The organism is Duganella rhizosphaerae (assembly GCF_040364205.1).
Lineage (GTDB): Bacteria > Pseudomonadota > Gammaproteobacteria > Burkholderiales > Burkholderiaceae_D > Rugamonas > Rugamonas rhizosphaerae.
In genome coordinates this window covers 1-26310 of record NZ_BPWK01000022.1, presented here as the reverse complement: position 1 = coordinate 26310, position 26310 = coordinate 1, and the positions used below count along the sequence as shown (strand labels likewise).

The window sequence follows — 26310 nt, the reverse complement described above, 5'->3', positions numbered from 1 at the left end:
ATTCATTTCTATGGAGCCACGTATGGACTTTGCCTTGCTGATCGACGGCTACGCCGCGCAGAACCGCCATCGCGGCTGGCCGCGCCAGCGTTTGCTGCACGAATGCCTGCGCGCCGCCATCCGCAACGGCACGCTGGCGGCGGGCACGCGGCTGGCCGCCTCGCGCGCGCTGGCCGAGGAGCTGGGCCTGGCCCGCAACACCGTGCTGTACGCCTACGAGCAGCTGGCCAGCGAAGGCTTCGTCACCACCGACCGGCGCGGCACCGTGGTGGCGGCCGTGGCGCCGGACCGCAAGCCGGCGGCGCTGCAAACGGCGGCCGTGCCGCAGGCCGGCCTGTCGCAGCGCGCGCGCGCCTTGCGCCCGCAGCCGGGACCGGCCGAGATGATGGGCGCCTTCGTGCCTGGCGTGCCGGCGCTCGACCATTTTCCGCTGACCTTGTGGCGCCGCATGCTGGAGCGGGCCTGGCGCGCGCTGACTGTGGAGCAGCTCAACTACGGCGATCCGGCCGGCGAGCCGCAGCTGCGCGAAGCCATCGCCGACCATCTGCGCGCCGCGCGCGGCGTGGTGTGCGAGGCGGCGCAGGTGTTCATCACCGACGGCACCCAGAGCAGCCTGGATCTGTGCGTGCGCGCGCTGGCCGACGTCGGCGACACCATCTGGATCGAGAACCCCGGCTACGGCGGCGCGCTGGCGGCGGCGCGCGCGGCCAGCCTGAACGTGGCCGGCATCGATATCGACGACGACGGCATCGCGCCCAGCGGCGACGACTGGCTGTTGCGGCCGCCGCGCCTGGTGTACACCACGCCGTCGCACCAGTACCCGGTGGGCAGCGTGCTCAGCCTGCGCCGCCGGCTGGCGCTGATCGCCGCCGCGCGCGACGCCGGCGCGCTGATCATCGAGGACGACTACGACAGCGAATTCCGCCACGACGGCGCGCCGCTGTCGGCCATGCAGGGCCTGGCGCCGGACGCGCCGGTGGTCTACCTGGGCACCTTCAGCAAGACCATGTTCCCGTCGCTGCGGATCGGCTTCGTGGTGGTGCCGCCATGGCTGGCCGGGGCCTTCGCGCAGATGCGCGCGCAATCGTCCGCGCGCGGGCGCGTGGCCGAGCAGCTGGCGCTGGCGGAGTTCCTGCGCAGCGGCCAGTTCGCGCTGCACCTGCGGCGCATGCGGCGGCTGTACCGGCAGCGGCGCGACGCGCTGGTGGCGGCGCTGGAACGACATCTGGGATCGGTGGCGACGGTGCACGGCGGCTCGGCCGGCATGCACCTGGCGCTGCGCTTCACGCAAGCGGACCTGGACGACCACGCGATCAGCGCGCAGGCGCTGGAGCACGGCATCGTCGCCGAGGCGCTGAGCGGCAAGGACACGCAGGGTACGTCGGGCTGGCGGGGACTGATGCTCGGCTACGCACAAGTGCCGGCCGAGCAGATGGAGGGATTGATCAAACAGTTGGCGGCGATATTGCACCTGGCGGCGTTTGCCGCCAACCGTTCAAGACGACATTAAAACGCGGTGTCGGCGCGGATGTACATCGAGCGGCCGTTGACGCCGATCGGGCAGGTTTCCCAGCAGCGGGTGAAGCCCAGTTTCGGGAACGAGCCGCCGTTGGTCCACTCCGACGGCAGCTGGTTGAACATATTGTTCACGCCGACGCTGAAGAAGGTGCGCTTGGTGTAGGCATAGCGTACCGAGGCGTCGACCAGCCACTTGGCATCCCACTTCTGCAGCGGGCTGAAGTTTTCCGCTTCCACTTCGCCGTAGTAGTTGGCGCGGGTGTTGACGTTCCACTGGCCGGCGCTGTAGTCGGCCGCCACCACGTGGTGCTTGCGCGGCTGGCCGTGTTCGATCAGGGTCACTTGCGACTTGTCGAACAGCTGCTCGCCGGTCAGCACCGACGACGTCGAATGACGCTTGGTGACTTCGGTCTTGTTGAAGCCCAGCTGGCCCGACAGCACCAAGGTCGACGCCGCGAACTTCGACGTATGCTCGGCCACGATGTCCAGGCCGCGGGTGCGGGTGTCGACCGCGTTGGTGAAGAACTGCGCCTGGCCCACGCCCAGCGGCTTGAGGATGTTGGCGATCGGGCCGCCGCCGGCTTCCGGTGCGATCTCGCTCGAGAACACGATGCGGTCCTTGATCTTGATCTCATACAGGTCGGCGGTCAGCGACATATTCTTCGCCGGACGCAGCACCATGCCGACGCTGCCGCTGGTCGAGGTTTCCTCTTTCAGCGGCGCGATGCCGAAGGCCTGGGTGACGGCGCTGCCCTGGCGCGCGGTCAGGGTTTCGGTCAGCACGCCGTTGTTCAGGTTGGTCGACACGGAGCTGTAGAACTCCTGCTGCACGCTCGGCGCGCGGAAGCCGGTCGACAGGCTGCCGCGGAAGCCGATTTCCTTGGTCGGGTCGAAACGGGCGCTCAGCTTGCCGGTGACGGTGCTGCCGAAGTCCGAGTATTTCTCGTAGCGGACCGCGCCGGCCAGGGTCAGGTTGTCGAGCGGCTTGTGTTCGGCGTCGAGGAACAGGGCGATGTTGTGGCGGCCCGAATCGACGGCGGTGGCCGGCGTGTAGCCAGGGAAGCCCTGGATGCCGGAGGCCGCGGTGGCGCCGCTCGGGGTCTTGATGACGATGGCCGGGTTGTTGCTGCGGCCGTACTGGTAGGAGACCGGGTCGCCGGCGACGATCTGGTAGTTGTCGGCGCGGTATTCGAAGCCGGTGGCCAGGAAGATGCTGCCGTTGCCGACCTTGACCGGGCCCTTGACGTCGGCGTTGAAGGTCAGCTGGTTGAACTTCAAGGTGCCGGTGTTGGCGTCGCGCGGCGATTCGGCGTAGATGGTGCCGTCGGCTTTTTTCTCGTACCAGTAGCTGACGTTGACGCTGTCCGATTCATGGAAGCCCAGCTCGCTGGCGCCGTAGTTGATGCTGACGTCGGCCTTCCAGTCGTTGGCCAGGTCGCGGCGGTAGCCGAAGGCGAACGAGGCGTCCTTGATGTCGGTGCGGATCGCCGGCAGGTAGCCGTTCGGCGAGATCGCCGGGATGGTGCGGTCGTCGCCGGCCGAGCGGAAGAAGCCGAAGGAATCGCTCTTGCGCTTGGAGACGCCGCCGAAGGCGTAGAACTCGCTGGCTTTGTCGATCGGCAGCGCGGCGTTCCACCACAGGTAGCCGTCCTTGGTGTTGCTGTCGCCGATGTGCTGGGTCACGCGCGGCGGATTGACGCGCAGCGAATCCGGGCCGGCGCGGTTGGTCTCGCCGCGCTTGCGCGCTTCGGCGGTCAGGTTGATGAAGCCGCCGTCCTGGCCCAGCGCGAAGCCGGTGTTGGCGGTGCCCGAGTAGACGTCGCCGTCGCCTTCGGAGGTGGTGCCGTAGCTGCCGCTGACCTGGGTCTCGTTGACTTGCGACTTCAGCACGATGTTGATCACGCCGGCGATCGCGTCGGAGCCGTACTGGGCGGCGGCGCCGTCGCGCAGCACCTCGATGTGGTGGATGGCGCCCAGCGGAATGGCGTTGATGTCGGTGCCGGCCGAGCCGCGACCGATGGTCTGCTGCACGTTCACCAGCGCCTGCTGGTGGCGGCGCTTGCCGTTGACCAGTACCAGCACCTGGTCAGGTCCCAGCGAACGCAGCGTGGCCGGACGGATCGAGTCGGTGCCGTCGCTGATGAAGGTGCTGGAGAAGTTGAACGATGGGTCCAAGGTCTGCAGCAGCTTGCCCAGTTCCAGCGGGCCGGCGGTCTGCATGTCTTTCAGGCTGATCAGTCCGACCGGGGCCGAGGTGTCCAGCGCGGTCTTGGCGACCGAGCGCGAGCCCAGCACGACCACGGTTTGTTCCTGGGCCGGCGCTGTGTCTGCGGCGGCGGCGGCGGTTTGGGCGCTGCCCTGGCCGGCGGCCAGCAGCAGGATCGCGCTGGCGACCAGCGTGCGTTTGAAGTGCGGTGCTCTTGTCATGTATCTCTCTCGTTGTTGTGGACGCGCGCGCGGATAGCACGGTCGAGAAAAATACTATCGTGGCCGCTCACCGGGCGGCAACGCGGCTTGCACCATTTTGTTGCGAAATATGCACATTTGATAATATTGCGTGCGTTATACGATGACTTGGCGTAATCTGGCCGACGGGCTGCCGCAAAATGGTGCAAAACTGTGGTGCGTACGCATCAGTAAACTGTTTATTGCTGATCCAACATCCAGCCCTTCAAACCGTTGACCCAGGACTTGGCCGGCAGGTTCAGGCTCTTCTTGATGGCGCCGGCGCGCTCGTACAGCACGCTGAAATCCAGCACCGGCGACTGCTTGAAGGCGATCACCACGATGTTGGCGTCGTGCACCTCCGGCAGCCAGACCACGGCGTCGAACACCTGTTCCATCGCGTGCAGGTTCTTGTCGTAGTTGGCGAAATCGCCGAACACATTGGTGGTCATCATGCCGCCGTCGCGCAGGCAGTCGCAGCAGGCCTGGTAGAACTCGGGCGAGTCCAGCACCGGGCCGCGCGCCTCTTCGTCGTACAAGTCCACCTGCAGGATGTCGACGCTGGCGTGGTTGGCCGGGTCGAGCACGAAATCCATGGCGTTCATTTCCACCACGTTGAGGCGCTCGTCGTTGGACGGCAGGCCGAACTGCGCGTTGCAGATGGCGATCACGTTCGGATTGAGCTCGACCGCCGTCACGCGCGCGCCGGGCAGGCGGCGGTAGCAGAACTTGGTCAGCGCGGCGCTGCCCAGGCCCAGCTGCACGATGTGGCGCGGCTGGTCGTTGAAGAGCAGCCACATCATCATCATTTGCACGTATTCGAGTTCGATCTGGTCCGGCTTGGCCAGGCGCATCGCGCCCTGCACCCAGGAGGTGCCCAGGTGCAGGCTGCGCACGCCCTCGAATTCGGTGATGGTGGCCGGCGGGTGGCCGGGCGCGTCGTAGCGGGCGGGAGAGGCGGGAATCTTGGACATGGCGGCAGTTTACCAGTCCGCCGGGCCGGCGTGCGGCGTAAAAAAAAGACGCCGCAGCGTCTTTGGGGGGGGCAGCTCAGGATGTGCGGCGTCGCGTCGCCAGGCCCAGCATGGCCAGGCCGCCGAGCAGCATGCCGTAGGTGGCGGGCTCCGGCACGGCCGAGGTGATGTCCAGCGTGCCGGAATAGCTGGCGGTGCCGTTATCCTTGCCCTTGATAACCAGCGTGACCGGGCCGCTGACCGGGACATTGAAGAAGAAACTGCCTGACAAAAGGCCGTTGGCCACCGGCAGCGGCGTGCCGTCGAGAGTAGCCGAGTTGAAATGGATGGAGGTGGCTGGCGACACCAGGAAGTTTTTCAGATTCAGGAAATAACCCTGCGCCGTGCCCGGCAAGCCGGAGTACACGAAGGTGTAGGTGTCGGTGAACAGCAGTCCATCGGTGTGCGATGTGCCGAAATCGGCGGTCCAGTCGGTCGGGCCGCCGTCCATGATGATGACGGGCGACGTATAGTTGTTCGCCCATGCGCCACCTGCCGCCAAAGCCATTAGTCCGGTTGCTAATATTGATTTTAATTTCATTTTATCCCCGCGAAAAATCAGACAAACTCATGAAACCCCCGTGCCACTCATGCAAAGTACGCCCGGGGATTTTCGATGTCAATTGGCTATTTTTTTATTGCGCGGGAAAGACTGATAGAGCACGACTACTACACGGGCTGGACAATAAAAAATTACTACTGCTCAATTTCCGTTGTGCAAATTATCAACTTAATTTCAATTCACCAATGGCGTTTTAGTTGCTGGCTGCCGACACCGGCAGGATCAGCGTCACGGTCAGGCCGCCGCCGTCGCGGTTGGCCAGGGTGATGCGGCCGCCGTGGGCTTCGGCGATTTCGCGCGCCAGCGCCAGGCCCAGGCCGGTGCCGCTGCGCTTGGTGGAGTAGAACGGCACCAGCGCGTTGGTCAGCACGGTGTCGCTCATGCCGGGGCCGCGGTCCTGGACGTCGATCCGCACCGCGCCGTGCAGGCGCCGCACCTCCAGGCTGACCTCGCTGGCCGGCGAGCCCGATTCATGGGCGTTCTTGAGCAGGTTCAGCAGCGCCTGCTCCAGCTGCGAGGGATCGAAGGCGCAGGCTTCGTCGGGCGGTGCGCCGCTGACCGTAAAATCGACCTGGGCCGCCAGCTGCGCCAGGAAGGCCGGCCATGCCTGCAGCTCCAGCCGCGGCGTCGGCAGCTTGGCGAAGCGCGCGTAGCCGAGGATGAAGCTTTCCAGGTGGCGGGTGCGCTCCTCGATGGTGGCGAGGATTTGCGGCAGGCGCTCGGTCTGGCCGCGCCGCACCAGCTCGGCGCCGGAATGGGCCAGCGAGGTCAGCGGCGCGAGCGAATTGTTCAGCTCGTGGCTGATGACGCGGATGACTTTTTTCCAGGTCTGCACTTCCTGCCGGCGCAACTCCATGGTCAGCTGGCGCAGCAGCAGCAGCTCGTGCTTGCGGCCGTTGAGGTTGAAGCTGCGGCGCGCCAGGTGGTAGACCTCTTCCTCGTCGACCTCGGTCCCGCCCTCCTTGGTGGTGAACAGGCCGTCGCCGCCGCGCGCCAGCGCCTCCAGCAGCGCCGGCGAGGCGTGCGCCAGGATGTCGTCGAGCCGGTGGCCCTCCAGCTTGCGGCCCTGGTTGAGCAGCTGGCGCGCCGCCACGTTGGCGTAGACGATGGGGCCGGCCTCGCTGACCAGCAGCATCGCCACCGGCGTGTTCTGCACCATGGTGTCGAGCAGCAGCTCGCGCTGCACCAGGTCCAGCCGCTGCTGGCGCAGCACGTCGCCCAGCGCGTTGTGGGCCGCCACCAGGTCGCTCAGTTCGTCGTTCTGCGGCCAGTGCAGGCTGAACGAGAAATCGCCGTCCTTGTAGCTGGTCACGGTGCCGGTCAGCGCGCGGAACAGCGACAGCATGTATTCGAGCTGGGCGCGGATGGTGATGATGGAGATCGGCAGCACGCACAGCAGGCACACCGCCAGCACCAGGCCCGGATGGTCGGGGAAGAAATGGGTCAGGGTCAGCGCGATCAGGATGCCGACCGTCAGCAGCGTGCCGACCATCGCGGTCCAGCGCGTCAATAGCGAAAGACGGGTGCCCTGGCGGCGGCCGGCGTCGTCCATCAGGGGCGGGCGATGCCCAGCCGCTCCATGCGGCGGTACAGCGCCTGGCGCGACAGGCCCAGCTCGGCGGCGGCCTGCGCCACCACGCCGCCGGCGCGGCTCAGCGCCAGGCCGATGGTGTCGCGGTCCGGCTCGCGCGCGCCGTCGTCGGCGCTGGCGCTGGCGGCGGCCGGCAGGCCGAGGTCGGCCGCCTTGATGACGTCGCCGGCGGCCAGCAGGCCGGCGCGCGCCATGACGTTTTTCAGCTCGCGCACATTGCCCGGCCACGGGTGGGCCAGCAGCGCCTGCTGCGCCGACGGGTGCAGCTGCTTGCCGACCCCGAGGAAGTGTTGGGCCAGCGGCAGGATGTCGGCCGGACGGCCGGCCAGCGGCGGCAGCCGCAGCTCGATCACGTTGAGGCGGTAGAACAAGTCTTCGCGGAAGCTGCCGGCCCGTATCATGGCCTGCAGGTCGGCGTTGGTGGCGCTGACCACGCGCACCTTGACCTGGCGCTCGCGGTTGGAACCGAGCCGCTCGAAGCGGCCGGTCTCTAGCACCCGCAGCAGTTTCATTTGCCCGGCCAGCGGCAGGTTGCCGATCTCGTCGAGGAACAGGGTGCCGCCGTCGGCCGCCTCGAACTTGCCCTCGCGCGCCTTGGAGGCGCCGGTGTAGGCGCCGGCGTCGGCGCCGAACAGTTCGGCCTCGATCAGCTCGGCCGGCAGCGCGCCGCAATTCAGCACCACGAAGGGGCCGTCGCGCACGGCCGAGTTGGCCTGGATGATCTCGGCGATGCGTTCCTTGCCGGTGCCGTTCGGACCGCTGATCAGGACCGGGACGTCGGCGCGCGCCACCTGGCAGGCCAGGTGCACCACGCGCTCGGTGGCCGGGTCTTGCCACACCATGCCGCGCAGGTCGTAGCCGCGCTCGAGCTCGCGCCGCTGGCGCAGCTCGGTCTGCAGGCGCTGCTGCAAGGCCCGCTTGGCCTGGCCCAGCTCGATCAGATTGTGCACCGTGGCGATCAGGCGGTTGTCGTCCCACGGCTTGGCCAGGTAGTCGGCGGCGCCGGCCTTGACCAGGTCGACCGCCGCGTCCAGGTGGGTCCAGGCGGTCAGCAGGATCACCGGCAGTTCGGGATGGCGTTCGCGGATGGCGCGGAACAGCGCCGTGCCTTCCTCGCCCGAGGTGGTGTCGGCGGAAAAGTTCATGTCCTGCAGCACCAGGTCGACGCTGTGGCGTTCCAGCAGTTCCAGTCCGGCTTCGGGGGAGGCGGCGCGCAGCGCGTCGATGTCGTGCAGCGAGAACAGCACTTCAAGCGCGATGGCGACGGCGGCGTTGTCATCTATGATCAATACGGTAGGCATGCCGCAAGCATAACATTGTCGCGGCATGCCAGGTACGGCAAACATCGCTTCGACCACTCAGGCGCTGCGGGTGGCGGTGGCCGGCGAAATCGAGGCCGCGCGCCAGGCCGGACCGTACACGGCGGCCACGCCCAGCGCCCAGAACACGGCGGCGCCGGCGATCAGGTAGCCGGCCGGCAGGCGCGCCATCTCCAGCTGGCTCACCAGCAGCTGGTTCAGGCCCAGCGCCAGCAGCACGCCGGCCGCCACGCCGACGCTGGTGATCATGAAGTTCTCGGTGACGAAGTAGCGCAGGATGTCGACCCGGCGCGCGCCCAGCGCGCGCCGCACGCCGATCTGCTTGCGGCGCTGCGTGACCCACAGGCTGGCCATGCCGACGATGCCGCTGGCGGTGATCAGCAGCAGCAGCACGCTGACCGTCACCAGCATCCACGCCAGCGCGTTGTCGGCGCGGTAGCGGTTGGTGCGCATCTCGTTCATGGTGCGGGTCTTGACCACCACCGGGATCGGCGAGGCCGCGCGCACGGCCGCCTCGGCCTCCTTGATCACGCGGTCCAGCTGGCCCGGCTCGGCGCGCAGCGTGTAGCCGTCGGCGTCGTCGCCGGTCAGGCGCACCGGCACCAGCGTGGAAAACTCGCCGGTCTCGTCGATCTGGGCGCTTGGCGTCTGCAGCTGCTCGACCACGCCGACCACGCGCACGTCCTTGGCCTTTTCGCCGGTGCCGAAGTACATGGTCTTGCCGATGACGCTGGCCTGGCCCGGCCACATCTTCTCGGCCAGCTTGCGGGTGACGATCGCCACCTTGGGCATTTCGTCGCTGGTGTTCTGGTCGACCTCCGGGATTTCGCCGGGCAGGAAGTCGCGCCCCTCGACCAGGCGCAGGCCCCAGGTCTGGATCAGCGAGTCGGGGGCGTAATAAGTGGTCGATTGCGCGGTCGACTTGACCTGCTTGCGGTCGATGGCCATGCCGGTGTAGTTGCCCGAGCGCGACAGCGGCATCTGCGACACGTTGGCCACCGACAGCACGCCCGGCACGGCGCGCAGCAGCGCCGTCTCGCGGTGCTGCACCGCCAGCTGGTCCTGGTGGCCGCCGTTCTTCAGGTGGCGGATCTGCAGCGCGAACACGTCCTGCTCGTTGGCGAGGCCGCTGGTGCGGGCCGACACGGCCTGGCGCACCTGCACGATGTGCAGCGCGTTGGCCAGGATCGCCAGGCTCAGCGCGACCTGGACGGCGACCAGCACCGGGCCGGTCTTGTTGCGCAACAGCGCGGAAAGGATGGGGCGGATTTCCATGATGCGGGTCCCTTATTGAGATTTGAGTTGCAGCGCCGGCGTCACCTGGCAGGCGCGCCAGGTCGGCAGCAGGCCGGCCAGCACCGCCGCCAGCACCGCCAGCGCGAAGGTGGTCAGCAGCATGATCCAGTCCATGTGCGCCACCACCGTCAGCGCCTTCGACTGCATGGCGATCAGCGCCAGCGCGCCGAAGGCCAGCAGCAGGCCGAGCGCGCCGCCGACCAGGCCGACCACGGTGGTCTCGATCAGGAACTGGTGGAAGATCTCGCGGCGCGAGGCGCCCAGCGCGCGGCGGATGCCGACTTCGGCGGCGCGCACCGAGAACTTGGCCAGCAGCAGGCCGATGGTGTTGACCAGGCACAGCACCAGGAAGCCGAACGCCAGCCAGGCCGACAGCTTGTTGTCGTTGCCGACCACCTTCATGTAGTCCAGCCATTCGCGCACGTCGTACAGCTTGTTCGGGGCGTTGCGCTTGAGGCGGCCCAGCTTGCGCTGCTCGGTGGCGTAGCTGTCGAGGAAGCTTTGCAGCTCGGCGCGGTCGGCGCCGCTGCGGGTTTCGATCCACGCCTGGACCCAGGTGCACTCGGAGTCGAGGAAGGTCTGGAAGCCGGGGCCGACGTCGTTGGTGCAGCTGGTGCTGCCGTTGCGCTGCATCTCATGGCGGATGGCGCTGGTGAACGGGATGAACAGCTCGTCCTCCTCGCTGAAGGCGCCGTCCTGGCTGCCGATGATGCGGTGGAAGCGCGGCACCACGTTCCAGGTGTCGAGTACGCCGACGATCTGGTACTGCAGGCCGGCCACCGTCATGCGCTGGCCCACCGGGTCGGTGCTGCCGTACAGTTTTTCCGCCAGTTTGCGGCTCAAGACGATGACGTCGGCGCCGGCCTTGTCGTCGGCCGGGCTCCAGCCCTGGCCGTGCAGGAAGGGCGCATCGAACATGTTGAAGAAGTCGCCGTACGGCGCCAGGCCGCGCGCGGTGAACACGCCGACGTCCTTGCGCTGCGGTTCGACCGGCACGGCCAGGCCGTAGATCGCGGTGCGGCGTTCGCCGGCCTTGCTGTTCATCAGGTTGACGGCGTCGCGGTAGCTGAGCTGGCGGTCGTTGGGCTCGTCGCCCGGCTTGTAGCCTTCGAGCGGGCCGTTGTCGATCAGCGGCACGAACAGGCGCTCGCTCTTGGACGGGATCGGGTCGCCCGACATCACGTGCAGGATGGTCAAGGTGGCCACGCTGGCGGCCACGCCGATGGCCAGCGTCAGCACCATCAGCGCGGTCAGGGCCGGGTTGCGGCGCAGGCTGCGCAGGCCCAGCACGAAGTAGTATTGGAACATATTGCGCTCCTTATGCGACATGGGATTTGCCGTCGGCGTGGCCATGGGAATTCGCGTCGAACAGCGTCGGCGCCTTGCGCACCAGGTCCGACACCTGGCCGTCGATGATGTGGACGTTGCGCTGCGAACGCACCGCCAGTTCCGGATCGTGGGTCACCATCAGGATGGTGGTGCCCTGGGCGTTGATTTCCTCCAGCAGTTCCATCACGCCGCGCGCCATCTGGGTGTCCAGGTTGCCGGTCGGTTCATCGGCCAGCAGCAGCTTGGGCGAGCCGGCCAGCGCGCGCGCGATCGCCACGCGCTGCTGCTGGCCGCCGGACAGTTCGGCCGGGTAGTGCTTCATGCGCGAGGCCAGGCCGACCTTGGACAGCGCGTCCTCGATGCGCTCCTTGCGCTCGGCGGCGTTGAAGCCGCGGTAGCGCAGCGGCACGTCGACGTTGTCGAACAGCGACAGGTCGGGGATCAGGTTGAAGCCCTGGAAGATGAAGCCCAGCTTTTCGTTGCGCAGGCGCGAGCGGGCGTTGTCGTCCATGCCCTTGACGTTGATGCCGTCGAGGATGTATTCGCCGTCGGTGAATTCCTCCAGCAGGCCGGCGATGTTGAGGAAGCTGGTCTTGCCGGAGCCGGAAGGGCCGGTCACGGTGACGAACTCGCCTTGCTTGACGTTGATCTCGAAGCCGCGCAGCGCGTGGGTTTCGATCATGTGGGTACGATAGACTTTGCTCAGGTTTTGCATGCGCAGCATGGAGGGCCTCTTCAAAAAAGTTATTGATTGATCGAGACGCGTTCGGCGTTCTCGAAGGTTTCGGTACCGGAGATGACGACCTTGTCGCCCTGTTTCAAACCGCCGAGGATCTCCACCGCGGTGACGCTGGTGGCGCCCATCTTGATCGGGGTGCGGATGGCGATGCCGTCCCGGACTACATAAGCGTAGCGGCCGCCTTCGGATTCCACGAACGGACCGCGCTGCAGCATCAGCGTGTTGGGTTTTTCGTCGATCAGCAGGCGCGCGGTGACGCGCTGGTTCTGGCGCAGGCCGGCCGGCTGGGCGGCGGTGAAGCGCACCCGCGCCAGCACCTGGTTCTTGACCACCTCCGGCGACAGCGCCGACAGCTTGGCGTTGGCGGTGCCGGTGCCGAAGTTGACCTCGGCGTTCATGCCCAGGCCGATGTCGGACACATAGGTCTCCGGCACTTCCAGCTCCACTTCCAGGCGCGACAGGTCGACCAGCGTCATCAGCGGCGCGTTGGCCGGCACCACGCTGCGGTTGGCCACCGACAGGGTGCCGATGAAGCCGTCCACCGGCGCGCGCACGGTCAGCTCGTCGACGCGGCGCTGGGCGTTGGCCAGCGACAGCCGTTGGCGGTCCAGCTCGTTGATCTTGGTCTTCAGCTCCAGCGCGACGTTGTCGCTTTCCAGCTCGGCCGCCTGGCCGGCGTGCTTGGCACGGATCTCGGCCGAGTTCAGCGCGTCCTTGGCCTTCTGGTATTCGATCTTGGCGATGATGCCTTCGTTGGAGACGGCGTTGTAGCGCTCCAGGGTGCGCAGCGCGGACAGGCGGTCGATCTCGGCGGTGTCGGCGTCGCGGCGGGCCAGCAGTTTCTGCTTGCGGGCCAGGATCTTCTGGCGCTCGACCTCGGCCTCCAGTTGCAGGAAGCTCGATTGCTCGCGCTTGAGGGCGTCGGTCAGGTCGGGCGATTCCAGCACCGCCAGCACGTCGCCCTTCTTGACGGTGTCGCCGGCGGCCGCCTTCAAGGTCACCGTGGCCGGCGAGGCCGAATACAGCGTCGGGCTGATGGCGGCGACGATGCGGCCGTTGACGGCGGCGTCGCGGATCAGCGTGCCGCGGCCCACCTCGGCGACGCGCAGGCGCGAGATGTTGACCGAGTGGTCGCTGCCGCGCCAGGAGTGCAGCACGGCGTAGGCCACCGCCACCAGGGCGATGGCTCCGACGGCGAAAACGAGGCGGCGCTTGGCGGCTTGTCCCTTGGGGGCGGCGATGACGGCGTCTTGATTGGAGGTGTCGCGTATCATGATCGTGTAAGTGTGTAGAGATGCACAACGTTATGCAGAAACCGTGCCAGTACTTAAGTGCTTGATTTGATTGATGTTGGCTGCCGCCGTCCGTTGTCCGGGTGCTGTCCGGTCGTCCGCCCTGTCCGGCCGGGCTTGATAAAGTGGCAAGCGTGACCATCTGTGGCGCTGTCGCCTCCACCTGAGTACCGTATGAGCTTGTTCGACCGTTTGACCCGCCTGCTGCTGCCCGCCGAACCCCCGATCGCCGACTACCCCTTCGTCGCCAGCGACGTCGCGCTGTACCAGCGCACCGCCCACGCCGACGCCAGCGCGCTGGACGCGCAAACCTGGGACGACATGCTGCTGCCGCAGTACAGCGCGCAGCTGGCGCGCGAGACCAGCATCTTCGGCCAGCAGGAGCTGCACCGGCGCCTGCACGCGGACGGCGGCGCAGTGGCCGCGTCCGCCGTCCGCGTGCGGACACTGGCGCAGGACGCCGGACTGCGCCAGCGCTTGCACGCCGCCTGCACCGGCTTGCGCGCCGCCGATCGCGAAGTCAGCGAAAGTTTGTTCGGCGCCGCCTTGCCGCCGGCGCCGCGCTGGAGAGGGCTGCTGCCGTGGCTGCCGTTGGGTTTGTTGCTGTCGGTGGTGCTGGCGCTGGTCACCGGCGTGGTGGCGCTGTGGGGCGTGGTGGTGGCGCTGTGGATGGTGTTGCTGGCGGTGCAGATGCGCTATCACGAAGCGGTCGAGGAATGGCGCCGCATCCTGGCCACGCTGCAGCAAATGCTGCGCGGCCACAGCCTGCTGGCCGCGCTGGACGATCCGCTGACGGCCGCCTTGCGCGAGGACGCGGCGCGGGCGGGCAAGCTCAATCGCAAACTCGCCCAGTCGCCGGCCGGCAACCTGCCCGGCGTGCGCGAGTACCGCGACTGGTTGTGGCAGATGAATGTGCGTCACTATTTCGACAGCCGCGATGCGGTGCGCGGCCATCTTGAATTCCTGCGCAGCAGCTTCCAGCGCGTGGCGGCGCTGGAAGCCGACCTGGCGCTGGCGCGGCACCTGGCGCAGACGCAGCGTTACTGCTGGGCGGAGCAGGGCGGCGCCGTCACGCTGGAGCGGGTGGTGCATCCGCTGCTGGCGCGGGCCGAGCCGCTGTCGTTCGCGCTGGCGGAGCGGGGCGCCTTTATCTCCGGGCAGAACGGCATCGGCAAGAGCACCTTGCTGCGCACGGTGGGGCTGAACCTGATCGTCGCCCGCGCGTTCGGCTTCTGCTATGCGGAACGGGCGGTCACGCCGCTGCTGCCGGTGTATTCCAGCATGCAGAGCGAGGATGCGCTGGAAGGCGGCGAGAGCCTGTACATCGCCGAGCTGCGACGCGCGCGCGAGCTGCTGGCGCTGGCCGAGCGCGCACCGGCCGTGTTCATCATCGACGAGATCTTCCGCGGCACCAATCATCTGGAATCGATCTCGGCTGCGGCGGCGGTGCTGCACACGCTGTCGCAGCGCGGCACGGTGATCGTCTCCTCGCACAACCTGGTGCTGGCGCCGTTGCTGGAGGAGCGTTTGACGCCGTGGTGCGTCAGCCGCGTGGGCGACGGCTTGCAGGTGGCGCCCGGCGTGCTGCGCGAGACCAACGGTATCGCCCTGCTTGCCGCGCGCGGCTTCGACGCCGCCATCTCGGCCAAGGCCAACCGCGTGTTCGACTGGCTCAGCGACTACATGGCGCATCCGGCCGACTGCGAAGGCATACGGAATAGTCTTTGACATTTGCCGGTTGCAGTTCTATGATTTCTGTAATGACAGAAATAAGGGAATTGCCATGACGCTCGCACCGACCATCCAGAAGTACATCCTGCACTGGGGGGAGATGGGCACGCGCTGGGGCGTCAACCGCACGGTGGCGCAGATCCATGCGCTGCTGTTCCTGGTCAACCGCCCGCTGCCGGCCGAGGAAATCGCCGACACGCTGACTGTGGCGCGCTCCAACGTCAGCAACAGCCTGAAGGAGCTGCAAGGCTGGGGGCTGGTGCGCATCACCCACATCGCGGGCGACCGCCGCGACCATTTTGTCGCCCTGCAAGATGTATGGGAAATCTTCCGCGTCATCGTCGAGGAGCGCAAGAAGCGCGAGATCGACCCCACGCTGACGGTGCTGCGCGAATGCGCGCTGGAAGCGGAGAACGATCCCGAGCTGGAGGCGGCCACCAAGGTCAAGATGGACCAGGTGCTGGACTTCCTCGAAATGCTGACCACCACCTACGGCGACTACAAACACCTGCCGCCCGCCACCATGCAGCGCTTCCTGAAGATGGGCGGCAAGGTGGCGCGTCTGTTGGGCGGTGACTGATACGTAAAAAATTTCACTTTATATTTCTGTTATTACAGAAATTACGGACAAAATCATGATGACGAGAACCTGGCTGGTGCGCTGGATCTACATGACGGTGGCGGCGCATCTGGTGGTCGGCGTGCTGCTGCCGCTGTGCGCAGGGGCGGCCGTCACGGATGGCTATCGTCGCGGCATCGAAGATTTCTTCTTCGGCGTGGAGGCGCCGGCCGCCGGCAAGGCGCTGCAGGTGTGGTGGCTCTCGCTGTTCGGTCCGACGGTGCAGGCGGCGGCGATCTGGATGGCCGGCCTGGCGGTCATCGGCGACAAGCAGCGCAACGCCTTCGCCTGGGCCATGCTGATCCTCGGCCTGCTGGTGTGGGCGCCGCAAGACATGCTGATTTCGGCACGCGCGCATTGCTGGATCAACCTGTGGATCGATACGCTGGCGCTGGCGGTCATGCTGCCGCCGCTGCTGTGGCTGTGCAAGCTCGACCTGGCATTCACACATAGAAAGGCAACGTCATGATGATCCCCTCCGAAGGTGAGCTGTTCAAGAAAATCCTGGGGCCGGAATGGCGCCGGCTGCATCCCGATATCCAGGCCCGCTTCGACAAGAATCCGCTGCCGGGCAAGCCGCTCAACTACAGCGGCAGCTTGTCGGAGCTGACGTGCTCGCGGATCGGACGGCTGCTGGGTTACCTGAGCATGCCGATGATCCAGGGCGCGCTGATGCCTTACAACGACGCCGATTTCCCGGTCGATATCCAGGTCTATTCGAAGCCCGATTGCGCATCGATCTTCAAGCAGCGCATCTACCGGCTTAACGGCCGCAAGCCGGTCATGTTCACCTCGTTCATGGCCGAAAGCAGCAAGGGCGAAGTGCTCGAATATGTCGGCATGGGGCTGGGCATGAAACTGGTGCTGGAGGTCCGCGACGGCAATCTGCACTTTGAGAGCGACGGCTATTTCTGGCAGGTGCTGGGCGTGCGCATTCCGCTGCCGGGCCTGCTCACTCCAGGCAAGACCTTTCTGTGTCATCGCAATAACAGCGCCAACCAGTTCGACATCCGCATCGAGATCCGGCACGCGCTGTTCGGCACCACCTTCACGCAAGCGGGTGTGTTCCGCGAGGTGGCGGCATGAATACCCATCTGCTGGCATTGCAACTGATGGCCTTCCAGGGCTGCCTCGGCGCCTTCGATACGTTGTACCACCACGAGCTGACCGAGGCCTTGCCCGGCCGCGCCACCGCGCGCCGCGAGCTGGCGATTCACGCGGTGCGGGCGATGATCTACAGCGCCCTGTTCATCGGCCTGGCCGGCTGGGCGTTTCACGGCGCGTGGGCGTGGGTGCTGCTGGTGGTGTTCTCGATTGAGATCGTACTGACCTTGTGGGACTTCGTGGTCGAAGACCGCACCCGCCTGCTGCCGGCGACCGAGCGCGTGACCCACACAGTGCTGGCGATGAACGGCGGCGCCTTCATTGCACTGCTGGCGCTGAACACGCCGCAGTGGCTGGCCATGCCGACCGCGCTGGCCTGGCAGCCGCAGGGTGCGCTGAGCGTGTTCCTGGCGCTGTGCGGCGTCGGCGTCGGCCTGTCCGGCGTGCGGGACGCGTTTGCCTCCAGGGCGATCGGCAAGCTGGCGCTGCGTGACGGCGCCGCTAGCGAGGTCGGCTTCGGCCCGCCGGGACGCAGCTTCCTGGTGACCGGCGCCACCGGCTTTATCGGCCAGCGCCTGGTGCGCGCGCTGCTGCGCGACGGGCAGCGCGTGACGGTGCTGACCCGGCAAGCGCGCCAGGCCGCCTGGCTGTTCGACGGCCGCGTCGATTGCGTGGACAGCATGGCGCAACTGCCACCGTCGCGCCGCTTCGATATGGTGATCAACCTCGCTGGTGCGCGCATCCTGGGCTGGCGCTGGACCGCGGCACGGCGGGCGGCGCTGCGCGCCAGTCGCGTCGAGCTGACCAACAAATTGGTGGCCTGGATCGCCAAGGCCGAGCACAAGCCGGCGATGCTGGTGTCGGCCTCGGCGATCGGCTACTACGGCATACAGCGCCGCGGCGACAGCACGCTGCTGACCGAAGCTGACGGCCCGCAGCCCATGTTCATGTCCGACCTGTGCCGTGAATGGGAGCAGGCGGCGCAAGGCGCGGCGGCCCACGGCGTGCGCGTGGCATGCACGCGCTTCGGACTGGTGCTGGGCACGCAGGGCGCGCTGCCGATGATGCTGTTGCCCATCAAGCTGGGGTTGGGCGGACCTCTGGGCGGGGGCGCGCAATGGCTGTCGTGGATTCATGTGGACGACGTGATCGGTGGCATCGCGCATCTGTGCCGCTCGGGCGGGGCCGGCGTGTACAACTTCACCGCGCCGGAAAGCCTGACGCAGGCGCAGTTCAGCCGGGTGGCGGCGTCCGTGCTGCGGCGTCCGTTCGGCTTCCCCACGCCGGGCTGGCCGATGCGGCTGGTGCTGGGCGAACAAGCGGACTTGCTGCTCGAGGGGCAGCGCGTTGCTCCCGCGCGGCTGGTGGCGGACGGTTATGCATTCCGCTATCCGCATCTTGAGGGCGCGCTGCGCAGCCTTGCATAGCGGAGGCGGACCGGTCTGATGCCACAGCGGTAGCCCCCCGATTCAATTGAATCACTCTTGCTTGAAACGAACTTCTAAGGTGTAATGCGGAGCTTGGTCATGACAAATAAACAACCGCCGCCTTCATGTTAGATGTCCTGAAATGAATTTCAGTTTTTTCAAATCACTGCGTTCCGCTACGCTTTTGGTATTAACAGCCGGTGTGGCGCAGGTGGCGTATGCAGGGCGGGAATCGCCTGCGGTGGCCGTGACTGCGGGGCCGCTCAGTATCGTGATCGGCGCATTGGCCGACTACCAGACGTTTCATCTGAAAAGCGCGGACCTCGCCACCATCATCGCGCCATATTGCACGAGGGTGCGCGACAAAGCCAGGAAGACGATGATACTTTGGGACTATACGTGCTCGCCGGAGTCCGGCCTCGCAGCCATCCGCATGGACTCCCGCGAGGGACTCGGCGAGCCGCTTCCAAACTACATGATGTCGATCGTCGTGGACTTCTCCGCCAACAGTTTCCCGGCGATGAAGGCATTGGTCGAGAAGAAGCTGGGCCGTCCGAAGAAAGGCGGAAGTGACTATTCGGAATGGAGATATTCCCTCGACAAAGCCTTGAACCGAAACGGTAATCCAGTGATCACGCTGTCCCGCACCGACGCTCAGAGCGCCTCGCTGCAAATAGCTTTGGAGCAGGGGCCATGACTGACGAGCTCCCATCGGCGGACTGTCTTCCTGTTGATTGCGCTGGTGGCAGCTGGGAGTGCATTTGTACGCATCTAAACAGGGACGCTGACGTTCATGACTGACAGGTCAGCGCTGACGCCGATGGCTGCATCGTGAGAGATCTCGACAGGGCGAATCCTGAAATGTTCCGGCCGAACCGCATGGCGGCGAACGGAGCGTTCCTGCCGCTGGTGTTCGGCGTGATGTCGCTGGTGTTGGTCAACGGCGCCTCCATGGACACGCCCGTCCTGGCTAATCCTCTGTCCTTGCTGTGCATTGTGGTGTGCACGCTATCGGCGTTAATGATGGTGATTCCGAGAGTGTTTAACTGGGGCTGGGACGCGAGGTACTTCGGCGTTTGCGTGCTGTATCTCGGCAGCACTGCCTCGTTGGGCGTGGTGTCGTGGCTGTGCTTCCTGTTCTTTGGGCTGCCGCCGATGCCGGTCCGCGTTCTGGTTTTCCTGGTGTATATCGCTGTGCTGATCGTCTGGTGTTTTCGCACGGTGACCTTCTACCGCAAAGTACAGGACCGCCTCTACCGTGAAGACGGCGACGCCGTCTACTACATGCAGGAGAGCGACAAGCGGTTGGTGAAAATGCACCGCTTTACGACGTCGCCGAACGGCTGGAGCTATGTCATTTCGGTCGCGTTGGCATTGGCGGTGATGGTGGTTATTCGCCCGGCGGTGGAATTGACAGGGTTGCCTTTCACGCACATTCTGCTGGGGATAGCCACTCTTCCTTTCGATATGTTCACGCTTGGTGCGGCGACCAAGGGAATTTTGCTGTTCTATTACTATCCCGGAAGGATATTCAGGGAAACGGGCAAGAAAGTCTATGTGGACATGACCAGCAAGCCGGATTTCTCGAGGATGTGAATATGGCTGATGTCGTCACTCTATATGCGGCATCGGGTGATGCATCGCTATGATCCGCGCGCCATTGTCCGTATGGACGACCAGCAGGGCGCTGCCGGGCCCGGCCACCTCTGCCGATAGTACGCCGCCCGGACTCCACCACGCGCTGCGGCCCGCCGCCGCATACCCGCCCGATGGCGCGGCGTGATTCGCCATCAGCACGCCCATGCCGAAGTCGCTGGCGTAGCGCTGCAGCTTGGCGGCGTCGTTAGCGTAACCGGCTGCGGAAATCAGTACCCCCGCCAGATAGATCGATGCGCCATCCGCCGCCGCATCCGCCGCGTGCTGGTAATGCGTGGCGTCGGCGCAGATCGCCTGCGCGTAGCGCTGCCCATTCAGCCGCTGGCAGTGCGCGCCCATCGGCCCCGGCCGTGCGTACAGCTCTTCGCCCGGATGCAGGTATTGCTTGCGGTAGACGGTGGTCGTGCCGTCGGGCAGGAAGCTGAACGCGGCGATGCAGGGCAGGGCGTCGCCGCCGTCGGCTAGTGGGGCGCCGGCAATGATGCGCATGCCGGTCGCCATGGCGGCCTTGCGCAGCGGCGCCAGGCGGGCGTCGTCCGGCGTCAGCAGGCAGTCGCGCAGCAGCGGCAATTCATAACCGCACAGCGACAGCTCGGGAAACAGCAGCAGCTCCACGCCCTCCGCATGCGCGGCCTCGATGAAGCGCAGGTGAATGCGGACGTTGGCGTCGATGTCGCCGGCGATGGACGGCGACTGCGCGGCGGCGATGCAGATGTTCATTACTTCTCCTGCTTCAGCGGCTTGCCCTTGTCGATCACTTCGCGGCAGTCGCCCTTGAAGCTGGCGTTGTCGTAGTTGCTCCAGCCGTAGCTGTCGACGTAGCGCTTGTGCTGCTTGAACTGCTTGTTGATGAAGCTCCACTCCAGTCGCTCATCGTCGTACTCGATGTCGCCCAGGTCCAGCAGCGTGTGGAAGATGTTTTCCGTCGCCAGCCGCGCCTTGCGGTGGCGTACCAGCTGCTTCACCTTCTCCGGATAGCGTTCCTTGTATTCGTCCGAGTACCACACCAGCGCCGGCACGTGGAATTCAAACTGTGTGTTGTGGCCGTGGAAGGCGAGGTTGCAGCTGTTGTCGTACAGCGTCTGGCCGTGGTCGGCCACGTAGACCATCGAGCTCAGCTGCTGCGTGTCCTTCAACTGATGGATCACCTGCGACAGGAACCAGTCGGTGTACAGGATGGAATTGTCGTAGCTGTTGTTGAGTTGCGGCTTGATCTTGGTGTCGGTGTAGACCGGCTTGTCGACGCCGAACAGCGACGGCTGCCATTTGTCGAATTCCTTCGGATAGCGCTGGCTGTAGTTCCAGTGGTTGCCCAGCGTGTGCAGCACGATCAGCTTCTTCGGCGCCGGATCGGCGATCGCGTGCTGCAAGGGCTCCAGCAGGATCTGGTCGAAATTGGAATTGTTGGTGAAGCCGCCCAGGTTCATGAACTGGATCACGTTGGCCTCCTTGGCGAACACGGAGACCGGCGTGTCGAACTGGCCGAACGAGATCTGGTTGGATAGCCACCAGGTCTTGAAGCCGGCCTCCTTGTAGGCGGTCAGGAAGGATTTTTCCGAGAAGCCGTCCTTCAGGCTTTGCATCGACGGCTTGCGCGAGATGATTACCGGCACCGACAGCCGCGTCGCCGACACCGCCGTGATGACGTCCGGCAGCGTGACCAGGTTGGCCTCCTGCTTGAGCAGCGGGGTGGTGTCGCGCTGGTAGCCATTGATGCCCCAGCGGTCGTAGCGCGACGATTCGCCGATCACCATGATGACGATTTCCGGCGTATCGTTCTTTTCCGGCTGGTGTGCCTTGAAGGTGAAGCTGCTGCTGCGCCGGCCCAGGTCGGCCAGGTATTCGCGCTCCTTGACGAAGTCGACGCCGCGCGCGGTCAGGCCGAACGGCCACGACGAGGCGAAGTCGTCGAAGCCCAGCGGCGAGCGCATCCACCACGGCAGCTGCGCCAGCTGCCAGCCGCTGCGGCCGGCGCCGGCGACGGCGGCGTGCGCGGGCGAGCTGTCCTCTTCGGCGTCTTCTTCCTCTTCCTCCTCGGAGGCGGCGTCGCTGGCGGCGACCGAGGCGGTGATGCCGACATGGCTGAGCGCGGAACTGAGCGCCGAGCCGATGGCCGAGCCCAGTGCCGAGCCGGCAGGTTTGGCGCTGGCCGGCTTGAGCGCGCCGGCAGATGCCGCGGCGGAGGCCGAGGCCAAGGCCGATGCCTTCTGCGCCGGCTTGGCGCGGATGCCGAATTCCCAGCCGTAGACCCACAGCGCGGACAGCGCCACTAATATAAGCAGCGCGCTCCAGCGCGACTTGCCGCGCCAGGCCAGCTGCGGACTGCGGCGCGCGGCCAGCTGCACCGCGATCCACCAGGCGATCGCCGCCAGCATCACCGCGCCCATCAGCCACACTTTGCGGCCGAGGAATTCCAGCGCCTCCCTGGGGCTGGTCTCGGCGATGATGCCCAGATGGTGGGTGGAGATGCCCTGGCCGTAGTAAATGAACAGGTAGAGTTCGGTCGGCAGCGCCAGGAAGGCCGGGATCAGCAGCCAGTGGAACCAGGCGGGGCGCTGCAACACGCTCCATACCGCGACCCAGGCCAGCAGCTCGACCAGCAGGATGTGCGTCAGCTCCGGCACTTGCCGTCCCAGCAGGATGGGCACGCAGGGCACCAGCGACAGCAGCAGGTAGCTGGACAGCACGAACAGGGGAGCGGGGCGCAACAAAGATCGCATAGACAGGGAAGGTTGGGAATTGTCTGCTATTATCAAGTGTTTCTTGACCTTTCAGCTAGTGTTTGCGCGCCCGTCGCGCCCGCATTCCGCCGCGAAATAGATTGACTGGTATTCCAACCACGTCTATACTCGCGAGTTCTCAATTTATTCTGCACATCGTATACGCTGTTTCAGGCCGCTCCTTGCGAGTGGCTATTCGCGCCTCCGTTGTTCCTGTAGATCGAGACGAGGTTTTAGTCGCCGGACAGTCGTCCGGGTTATTAATGTTGTAATTTTGTTGGGTTTATAACGATGCCAACCATCAATCAACTGATTCGCAATCCACGCGTCGCTCTGACCGTGAAAAGCAAATCGCCGGCGCTGGAAAACAGCCCGCAAAAGCGCGGTGTTTGCACCCGTGTGTACACCACCACTCCTAAAAAGCCTAACTCGGCGCTGCGTAAAGTGGCCAAAGTTCGTCTGACCAACGGTTTCGAAGTCATTTCGTACATCGGCGGTGAAGGCCACAACCTGCAAGAGCACAGCGTTGTTCTGCTGCGCGGCGGTCGTGTAAAGGATTTGCCGGGTGTGCGTTACCACATGGTTCGCGGTGCACTGGATACCCAGGGCGTTAAAGACCGTAAGCAAGCTCGCTCGAAATACGGTACCAAGCGTGCCAAGCAAGCCAAGAAGTAATCGCAGTTTGCAATAGCTTTAAAAGTTTTCGCTCAGTGGCAACTAACTAAGTGAATGTAATCGACCGCAATTGGTCGAGTAAGTGGATGGCTATGATGGCCTCCGCGAGAGTGCGAATCCCATATCTGCGCACCTCAACTGAAGATTGAAAGGAATTGATATGCCACGTCGTCGTGAAGTACCCAAGCGCGAGATTCTGCCGGATCCAAAATTCGGCAACACGGATGTCGCCAAGTTCGTGAACGTTCTGATGCTGTCCGGTAAAAAATCGGTCGCAGAAAACATCATCTACGGTGCCTTCGAGCACATCGCCGCCAAGTCGGGCAAAGACCCGCTGGAAGTGTTCGCTACCGCGATCAACAACGCCAAGCCACTGGTTGAAGTTAAATCCCGTCGCGTCGGTGGTGCCAACTACCAGGTGCCGGTTGAAGTGCGCCCAGTGCGTCGTATGGCTCTGTCCATGCGCTGGCTGCGTGAAGCTGCGAACAAGCGCAGCGAAAAATCCATGCCACAACGCCTCGGCGGTGAGCTGATGGAAGCGGCTGAAGGCCGCGGCGGTGCTATGAAGAAGCGTGACGAAGTTCACCGCATGGCTGAAGCGAACAAGGCGTTCTCGCACTTCCGCTTCTAATCAAATCGGCCGGATCCTGCGTGATCTGGCTGTTATCTGTTGTTCGAGGCCGGGCTCATTTTTGTCAGCAAAAATGGCGCTCGGTTTTGTCCATTCAAAGATTTAGGAATAATTATGGCCCGCAAGACCCCCATCGAGCGCTACCGCAATATCGGTATCTCCGCTCACATCGATGCAGGTAAGACCACCACCACCGAACGCGTCCTGTTCTACACGGGCGTGAACCACAAGATCGGTGAAGTTCACGATGGCGCCGCCACCATGGACTGGATGGAACAGGAACAAGAGCGCGGCATTACCATTACCTCGGCAGCGACGACCTGCTTCTGGAAAGGTATGGCTAACAACTTCCCTGAGCACCACATCAACATCATCGACACGCCAGGCCACGTTGACTTCACCATTGAAGTTGAACGTTCGATGCGCGTGCTCGATGGTGCTTGCATGGTTTACTGCGCAGTCGGCGGTGTACAGCCACAGTCGGAAACCGTATGGCGTCAGGCTAACAAGTACAAAGTGCCACGTCTGGCCTTCGTCAACAAGATGGACCGTACCGGCGCCAACTTCTTCAAGGTCTACGAGCAGATGCGCGCTCGCCTGAAGGCGAACCCGGTCCTGATCCAGATCCCTATCGGCGCTGAAGAAAACTTCAAGGGCGTGATCGATCTGGTCAAGATGAAAGCCATCCTGTGGGACGAAGCGTCCCAGGGCATGAAGTTCGACTACGTCGAGATCCCTGCAGAGCTGGCCGAGTCGGCAGCCGAGTGGCGCGAGAAGATGGTTGAAGTCGCTGCTGAAGCGTCCGAAGACCTGATGAACAAGTACCTGGAAGAAGGCGACCTGTCGGAAGCCGAGATCAAGAAAGCGCTGCGCGAACGCACCATCGCTTCCGAAATCGTTCCGATGATGTGCGGTACCGCCTTCAAGAACAAGGGCGTACAGGCCATGCTGGACGCGGTCATCGAATACCTGCCGTCGCCACTGGACATCGACGACGTCGGCGGTACCGACGAGGACGAACAGCCGACCACCCGTAAAGCATCGGACGACGAGAAGTTCTCGGCGCTGGCTTTCAAGATCATGACCGACCCGTTCGTCGGCCAGCTGGCCTTCTTCCGCGTGTACTCGGGCGCCATCAATTCGGGCGACACCGTGTACAACTCGGTCAAAGGCCGTAAAGAGCGTCTGGGTCGTATTCTGCAGATGCACGCTAACCAGCGCGAAGAGATCAAAGAAGTGCGCGCCGGCGACATCGCCGCCGCAGTTGGTCTGAAAGACGTGACCACCGGCGAAACCCTGTGCGATCCGACCGCGATCATCATTCTGGAGCGCATGGTCTTCCCTGAGCCGGTGATTCAACAGGCTGTGGAACCAAAGACCAAGGCTGACCAGGAAAAAATGGGTCTGGCACTGAACCGTCTGGCTCAGGAAGATCCTTCGTTCCGCGTCAAGACCGACGAAGAGTCGGGCCAGACCATCATCGGTGGTATGGGCGAGCTGCACCTGGAAATTATCGTCGACCGTATGAAGCGCGAATTCGGCGTGGAAGCGACCGTCGGTAAGCCACAGGTTGCCTACCGCGAAACGATCCGCAAGGTGTGCGAAGAGTCCGAAGGCAAGTTCGTCAAGCAGTCCGGTGGTCGTGGTCAATACGGTCACGTGGTTCTGAAGATCGAACCGCAAGAACCAGGCAAGGGCTTCGAATTCGTTGACGCGATCAAGGGCGGTACCGTTCCTCGCGAATACATCCCTGCGGTGGAAAAAGGCGTGCGCGGCACCCTGAACACCGGTGTTCTGGCTGGCTACCCAGTGGTCGACGTCAAGGTCACGCTGTTCTTCGGTTCGTACCACGATGTGGACTCGAACGAAAACGCGTTCCAGATGGCCGCTTCGATGGCGTTCAAAGAAGGCTGCCGCAAAGCGTCGCCAGTTATTCTGGAGCCGATGATGGCTGTGGAAGTGGAAACGCCGGAAGACTACGCCGGTACCGTGATGGGCGATCTGTCGTCCCGCCGCGGTATGGTGCAGGGCATGGACGAGATCCCAGGCGGCGGTGGCAAGATCATCAAAGCTGAAGTGCCTCTGTCGGAAATGTTCGGTTACTCGACCACCCTGCGTTCCGCAACGCAAGGTCGTGCTACCTACACGATGGAATTCAAGCACTACTCGGAAGCGCCTAAGCACGTTATCGACGCGATCGTTACCGCTAAAGCTAAGTAATTTGTAATTTTTGCGCCCGGGGAGATCCTCCGGGCGCATATTTAAAACATTGTTCTAAGGAAGAATAAAATGGCAAAAGAGAAATTCGAACGGACCAAGCCGCACGTCAACGTCGGCACCATCGGCCACGTCGACCACGGCAAGACCACCCTGACCGCAGCAATCGCTACCGTTCTGTCGAAGAAATTCGGCGGCGAAGCTAAAGCCTACGACCAGATCGATGCAGCACCAGAAGAAAAAGCACGCGGCATTACCATCAACACCGCGCACGTCGAGTACGAAACCGCTACCCGTCACTACGCTCACGTTGACTGCCCAGGCCACGCCGACTACATCAAAAACATGATTACCGGTGCTGCGCAGATGGACGGCGCGATCCTGGTTTGCTCCGCAGCCGACGGCCCAATGCCACAGACCCGCGAG

23 protein-coding genes are annotated in these 26310 nt (G+C 64.6%); 12 read left to right on the top strand and 11 right to left on the bottom strand.

Annotated elements, in window-relative coordinates; genetic code table 11:
- Nucleotides 1-22: 22 nt before the first annotated feature.
- Nucleotides 23-1510, top strand: a complete 1488-nt coding sequence (gene pdxR / locus RUGAMON1_RS30170; RefSeq protein ID WP_445233979.1) for a MocR-like pyridoxine biosynthesis transcription factor PdxR — start codon at nucleotides 23-25, stop codon at nucleotides 1508-1510.
- Here pdxR and RUGAMON1_RS30165 read toward each other — a convergent pair.
- The 9 genes from RUGAMON1_RS30165 to RUGAMON1_RS30125 all read right to left on the bottom strand — a co-directional run bounded on the left by RUGAMON1_RS30165 (nucleotide 1507) and on the right by RUGAMON1_RS30125 (nucleotide 13086).
- Entirely contained in the window at nucleotides 1507-3945 is a 2439-nt protein-coding gene (locus RUGAMON1_RS30165; RefSeq protein WP_445233978.1) for a TonB-dependent receptor plug domain-containing protein, read from the bottom strand. The genes pdxR and RUGAMON1_RS30165 overlap by 4 nt on opposite strands.
- A gap of 218 nt (nucleotides 3946-4163) precedes the next feature.
- The gene (locus RUGAMON1_RS30160; protein ID WP_445233977.1) at nucleotides 4164-4937 is read right to left on the bottom strand and encodes a spermine/spermidine synthase domain-containing protein; all 774 of its coding nucleotides are present in this window, start codon (nucleotides 4935-4937) and stop codon (nucleotides 4164-4166) included.
- 76 nt (nucleotides 4938-5013) lie between these two features.
- The gene (locus RUGAMON1_RS30155; protein WP_445233976.1) at nucleotides 5014-5484 is read right to left on the bottom strand and encodes an FxDxF family PEP-CTERM protein; all 471 of its coding nucleotides are present in this window, start codon (nucleotides 5482-5484) and stop codon (nucleotides 5014-5016) included.
- Between the two features lie 247 nt (nucleotides 5485-5731).
- A complete protein-coding gene (locus tag RUGAMON1_RS30150) occupies nucleotides 5732-7090 on the bottom strand; it encodes a sensor histidine kinase (RefSeq protein WP_445233975.1) in 1359 nt (452 codons plus the stop codon).
- Entirely contained in the window at nucleotides 7090-8430 is a 1341-nt protein-coding gene (locus RUGAMON1_RS30145) for a sigma-54-dependent transcriptional regulator (protein ID WP_445233974.1), read from the bottom strand. The genes RUGAMON1_RS30150 and RUGAMON1_RS30145 overlap by 1 nt, the downstream gene beginning before the upstream one ends.
- A 57-nt stretch (nucleotides 8431-8487) precedes the next feature.
- Entirely contained in the window at nucleotides 8488-9723 is a 1236-nt protein-coding gene (locus RUGAMON1_RS30140; protein WP_445233973.1) for an FtsX-like permease family protein, read from the bottom strand.
- Nucleotides 9724-9735: 12 nt separating this feature from the next.
- Nucleotides 9736-11052, bottom strand: a complete 1317-nt coding sequence (locus RUGAMON1_RS30135; protein WP_445233972.1) for an ABC transporter permease — start codon at nucleotides 11050-11052, stop codon at nucleotides 9736-9738.
- 10 nt (nucleotides 11053-11062) lie between these two features.
- Complete coding sequence (locus RUGAMON1_RS30130; protein WP_445233971.1) at nucleotides 11063-11797, bottom strand: ABC transporter ATP-binding protein; 735 nt, start codon at nucleotides 11795-11797, stop codon at nucleotides 11063-11065.
- Between the two features lie 20 nt (nucleotides 11798-11817).
- Entirely contained in the window at nucleotides 11818-13086 is a 1269-nt protein-coding gene (locus tag RUGAMON1_RS30125; RefSeq protein WP_445233970.1) for an efflux RND transporter periplasmic adaptor subunit, read from the bottom strand.
- A gap of 192 nt (nucleotides 13087-13278) precedes the next feature.
- Between RUGAMON1_RS30125 and RUGAMON1_RS30120 the strand changes: the two genes are divergently transcribed.
- The 7 genes from RUGAMON1_RS30120 (at nucleotide 13279) to RUGAMON1_RS30090 (ending at nucleotide 19581) form a co-directional block, all read left to right on the top strand.
- Complete coding sequence (locus tag RUGAMON1_RS30120) at nucleotides 13279-14832, top strand: MutS-related protein (RefSeq protein ID WP_445233969.1); 1554 nt, start codon at nucleotides 13279-13281, stop codon at nucleotides 14830-14832.
- Between the two features lie 55 nt (nucleotides 14833-14887).
- Nucleotides 14888-15415: a GbsR/MarR family transcriptional regulator gene (locus RUGAMON1_RS30115; RefSeq protein ID WP_445233968.1), complete on the top strand. Its 528-nt coding sequence runs from the start codon at nucleotides 14888-14890 to the stop codon at nucleotides 15413-15415.
- Nucleotides 15416-15470: 55 nt separating this feature from the next.
- The gene (locus RUGAMON1_RS30110; protein ID WP_445233967.1) at nucleotides 15471-15923 is read left to right on the top strand and encodes a cell division protein; all 453 of its coding nucleotides are present in this window, start codon (nucleotides 15471-15473) and stop codon (nucleotides 15921-15923) included.
- On the top strand, nucleotides 15920-16540 hold the full coding sequence (locus RUGAMON1_RS30105; RefSeq protein ID WP_445233966.1) for a DUF4166 domain-containing protein: 621 nt from the start codon (nucleotides 15920-15922) through the stop codon (nucleotides 16538-16540). Before RUGAMON1_RS30110 ends, RUGAMON1_RS30105 begins: the two co-directional genes overlap by 4 nt.
- Nucleotides 16537-17985 carry a TIGR01777 family oxidoreductase gene (locus RUGAMON1_RS30100; RefSeq protein WP_445233965.1) on the top strand — a complete coding sequence of 483 codons (1449 nt, stop codon included), beginning with the start codon at nucleotides 16537-16539 and terminating at the stop codon, nucleotides 17983-17985. Before RUGAMON1_RS30105 ends, RUGAMON1_RS30100 begins: the two co-directional genes overlap by 4 nt.
- A gap of 142 nt (nucleotides 17986-18127) precedes the next feature.
- Complete coding sequence (locus RUGAMON1_RS30095) at nucleotides 18128-18682, top strand: hypothetical protein (protein ID WP_445233964.1); 555 nt, start codon at nucleotides 18128-18130, stop codon at nucleotides 18680-18682.
- Between the two features lie 134 nt (nucleotides 18683-18816).
- On the top strand, nucleotides 18817-19581 hold the full coding sequence (locus RUGAMON1_RS30090) for an LTA synthase family protein (RefSeq protein WP_445233963.1): 765 nt from the start codon (nucleotides 18817-18819) through the stop codon (nucleotides 19579-19581).
- Nucleotides 19582-19596: 15 nt separating this feature from the next.
- On the opposite strand, the gene RUGAMON1_RS30085 is transcribed toward RUGAMON1_RS30090, so the two are convergent.
- Together RUGAMON1_RS30085 and RUGAMON1_RS30080 are read right to left on the bottom strand one after the other, a co-directional pair.
- On the bottom strand, nucleotides 19597-20361 hold the full coding sequence (locus RUGAMON1_RS30085) for a carbon-nitrogen hydrolase family protein (RefSeq protein ID WP_445233962.1): 765 nt from the start codon (nucleotides 20359-20361) through the stop codon (nucleotides 19597-19599).
- A complete protein-coding gene (locus RUGAMON1_RS30080) occupies nucleotides 20361-22349 on the bottom strand; it encodes a phosphoethanolamine transferase (protein WP_510167304.1) in 1989 nt (662 codons plus the stop codon). Before RUGAMON1_RS30080 ends, RUGAMON1_RS30085 begins: the two co-directional genes overlap by 1 nt.
- Before the next feature lie 303 nt (nucleotides 22350-22652).
- On the opposite strand from RUGAMON1_RS30080, the gene rpsL reads away from it, so the two are divergent.
- From rpsL to RUGAMON1_RS30060, 4 genes are all read left to right on the top strand, one after another.
- On the top strand, nucleotides 22653-23036 hold the full coding sequence (rpsL, locus tag RUGAMON1_RS30075) for a 30S ribosomal protein S12 (RefSeq protein WP_008444270.1): 384 nt from the start codon (nucleotides 22653-22655) through the stop codon (nucleotides 23034-23036).
- A gap of 160 nt (nucleotides 23037-23196) precedes the next feature.
- Complete coding sequence (rpsG, locus tag RUGAMON1_RS30070; RefSeq protein WP_008444271.1) at nucleotides 23197-23667, top strand: 30S ribosomal protein S7; 471 nt, start codon at nucleotides 23197-23199, stop codon at nucleotides 23665-23667.
- 114 nt (nucleotides 23668-23781) lie between these two features.
- Complete coding sequence (gene fusA, locus RUGAMON1_RS30065; protein WP_445233960.1) at nucleotides 23782-25887, top strand: elongation factor G; 2106 nt, start codon at nucleotides 23782-23784, stop codon at nucleotides 25885-25887.
- A gap of 69 nt (nucleotides 25888-25956) precedes the next feature.
- Nucleotides 25957-26310: GTP-binding protein (locus RUGAMON1_RS30060; protein WP_445233959.1), on the top strand; the 354-nt coding region annotated here is incomplete at its 3' end.

What these genes read in the sequence shown, in the direction of transcription:
- pdxR (WP_445233979.1), top strand. Translation starts at nt 23, where the DNA reads ATGGACTTTGCCTTGCTGATCGACGGCTACGCCGCGCAGAACCGCCAT.
- RUGAMON1_RS30165 (WP_445233978.1), bottom strand. Translation starts at nt 3,945, where the DNA reads ATGACAAGAGCACCGCACTTCAAACGCACGCTGGTCGCCAGCGCGATC.
- RUGAMON1_RS30160 (WP_445233977.1), bottom strand. Translation starts at nt 4,937, where the DNA reads ATGTCCAAGATTCCCGCCTCTCCCGCCCGCTACGACGCGCCCGGCCAC.
- RUGAMON1_RS30155 (WP_445233976.1), bottom strand. Translation starts at nt 5,484, where the DNA reads ATGGCTTTGGCGGCAGGTGGCGCATGGGCGAACAACTATACGTCGCCC.
- RUGAMON1_RS30150 (WP_445233975.1), bottom strand. Translation starts at nt 7,090, where the DNA reads ATGGACGACGCCGGCCGCCGCCAGGGCACCCGTCTTTCGCTATTGACG.
- RUGAMON1_RS30145 (WP_445233974.1), bottom strand. Translation starts at nt 8,430, where the DNA reads ATGCCTACCGTATTGATCATAGATGACAACGCCGCCGTCGCCATCGCG.
- RUGAMON1_RS30140 (WP_445233973.1), bottom strand. Translation starts at nt 9,723, where the DNA reads ATGGAAATCCGCCCCATCCTTTCCGCGCTGTTGCGCAACAAGACCGGC.
- RUGAMON1_RS30135 (WP_445233972.1), bottom strand. Translation starts at nt 11,052, where the DNA reads ATGTTCCAATACTACTTCGTGCTGGGCCTGCGCAGCCTGCGCCGCAAC.
- RUGAMON1_RS30130 (WP_445233971.1), bottom strand. Translation starts at nt 11,797, where the DNA reads ATGCTGCGCATGCAAAACCTGAGCAAAGTCTATCGTACCCACATGATC.
- RUGAMON1_RS30125 (WP_445233970.1), bottom strand. Translation starts at nt 13,086, where the DNA reads ATGATACGCGACACCTCCAATCAAGACGCCGTCATCGCCGCCCCCAAG.
- RUGAMON1_RS30120 (WP_445233969.1), top strand. Translation starts at nt 13,279, where the DNA reads ATGAGCTTGTTCGACCGTTTGACCCGCCTGCTGCTGCCCGCCGAACCC.
- RUGAMON1_RS30115 (WP_445233968.1), top strand. Translation starts at nt 14,888, where the DNA reads ATGACGCTCGCACCGACCATCCAGAAGTACATCCTGCACTGGGGGGAG.
- RUGAMON1_RS30110 (WP_445233967.1), top strand. Translation starts at nt 15,471, where the DNA reads ATGATGACGAGAACCTGGCTGGTGCGCTGGATCTACATGACGGTGGCG.
- RUGAMON1_RS30105 (WP_445233966.1), top strand. Translation starts at nt 15,920, where the DNA reads ATGATGATCCCCTCCGAAGGTGAGCTGTTCAAGAAAATCCTGGGGCCG.
- RUGAMON1_RS30100 (WP_445233965.1), top strand. Translation starts at nt 16,537, where the DNA reads ATGAATACCCATCTGCTGGCATTGCAACTGATGGCCTTCCAGGGCTGC.
- RUGAMON1_RS30095 (WP_445233964.1), top strand. Translation starts at nt 18,128, where the DNA reads ATGAATTTCAGTTTTTTCAAATCACTGCGTTCCGCTACGCTTTTGGTA.
- RUGAMON1_RS30085 (WP_445233962.1), bottom strand. Translation starts at nt 20,361, where the DNA reads ATGAACATCTGCATCGCCGCCGCGCAGTCGCCGTCCATCGCCGGCGAC.
- rpsL (WP_008444270.1), top strand. Translation starts at nt 22,653, where the DNA reads ATGCCAACCATCAATCAACTGATTCGCAATCCACGCGTCGCTCTGACC.
- rpsG (WP_008444271.1), top strand. Translation starts at nt 23,197, where the DNA reads ATGCCACGTCGTCGTGAAGTACCCAAGCGCGAGATTCTGCCGGATCCA.
- fusA (WP_445233960.1), top strand. Translation starts at nt 23,782, where the DNA reads ATGGCCCGCAAGACCCCCATCGAGCGCTACCGCAATATCGGTATCTCC.